The organism is Streptococcus sp. k-378 (assembly GCF_013277505.1).
Classification (GTDB): Bacteria; Bacillota; Bacilli; order Lactobacillales; family Streptococcaceae; genus Streptococcus; species Streptococcus pseudopneumoniae.
Window position 1 is genome coordinate 1 of the sequence record NZ_VMNC01000091.1, and the last position, 1,692, is coordinate 1,692.

The window sequence follows — 1,692 nt, forward strand, 5'->3', positions numbered from 1 at the left end:
CACTGTTTTGAGGTTGCAGATGGAAGCTGACGTGGTTTGAAGAGATTTTCGAAGAGTATTAGAATAACTACCTACTCTATTTTCTATTATAGCCTCTTATTGGCCTTTTGTCTGTAAGCAACTGACCACTAGATAAAACAAAGAGAGCCTATCGCTCTCTCTGCTTGCATTTCACTCTCTGTGGAATGAAAATTATTTAGCTGCTTTTGAAAATGTTACAACGTAATTATAATCTTTCCCATTATTTTTATAGAGATAGTCTTCTTTAACAGTATAACCACGTTTACGTAATTCCTCTTTCTTGGCATCAACTTGGTTCTTGACTGCTACTTTTACTTCATCATCTGTTGAACCTTCCGCGATTTCAAGAGGAGTTCCATTGATATCTCCTAGAAAACCTGCAATATCTTTCATTTTATCAAAGTTATAAAAAACATTGACTTTGACCTTTTGAGGAGCTGATGTTACAACTTCTTCAGCTTCTACTGTTGTTCCTGCGTCTTTTGGAGCTAGTGTTTCTTCTGTTCCTACTTCTACAGATGGTTGTGTGTCTGTTGACTCACTTTCAGAGGTAATTGATGCTTCTTTTGACTCTGACGATTCTTCTGATGTGGCATTTGTTGTTCCATCTTGTGTCTCAGAATTATTTTCTTGTGAATTTACTAAGTTAGAATCAGACGAAGTCGCTTCTCCAGTTTCTTCTGTGGTGGTCAATACTTTTTCTGAGTCTGATGATGGAGCTACAGATGTTTTTCCTGTTTCTGCCATATCCGTAGCTGATGTGTTTTCAGCTGGTTCTACTTGACTTTTCTCTGTGCTTTCCGTAGATTCTACAGTCTTTGCTTCCTCTGTTGCTCCGTTACCGTGCGATGTTACATCTCTTGTTTCTGAAGACGCTTCCTGTGAATTAACATCTTTACTGTTTGTCTCTTCTATCAGATATGTTTTCGACAATATCAGCTTTTGTTTTAAATGAGGAAAGTTGAGATTCTGTCACCTCTGCTTCTTGAATTGCTGGCCCATACTGTCCAACTAAAGCCTCCGAGTCGACCTTATCTCCTAAAATTTGTGCAACAGTAATCCAGTGATGTTCATGACGAGGGTTATTAAATGCACCAAGACCTGTATAAGTATATAGAGGATTTATCAATGATTTATAATGACCAGTTTGACCTGCAACTGTCTCACCCTTTGATTTTTTAATATAATCGGCTTTTTCTGAGTACCATTGCTTAATCGCCTCTGCAAATCCTTTATAATTCCACGCCAAGTTTTCTCCAAATGTTCTAGTACCAGTCGGAAAAGCTGTCCAAATATTTTTGTCAGAGAGACGAGCATGGGCATTCGTAATAGAAGACTCAGCAGCTCTCATAAGAGCCGTTTTTTCCAGTTGTGTTGACCACTTAATCGGAACATACTTATCTACTAATTTCTCCTCAAAAGCCTCTTTACGAATCTTATTAAGAGAATCTAAGATAGCTTGTTGATCTGGTGTTAAAAATTCTCCTTTGATTCCCACCAAAACATTGCCAGCAGATGCTTGACTCACTTCCGATTTAAATACAGTCTGCACCTCCTTTTGTGGTACAGCCGGCACTTCCCCTTTCGGTATTACTGGATCTTCCGTGGTTGGTCTTGTAGCTACCGGTGCTTCTGATTTTGGTGCTGGCGCTGCTGGTGCTTCTGATTTTG

2 protein-coding genes are annotated in these 1,692 nt (G+C 39.0%); both read right to left on the minus strand.

Going from position 1 to position 1,692, the window contains the following annotated elements; translation table 11 throughout:
• Positions 1-192: 192 nt before the first annotated feature.
• Positions 193-954, minus strand: a complete 762-nt coding sequence (locus HT719_RS09025) for a hypothetical protein (protein ID WP_172928947.1) — start codon at positions 952-954, stop codon at positions 193-195.
• On the minus strand, positions 917-1,692 hold a 776-nt coding region (locus HT719_RS11720), incomplete at its 5' end, for a CAP domain-containing protein (RefSeq protein WP_240156568.1). The genes HT719_RS09025 and HT719_RS11720, both read right to left, overlap by 38 nt.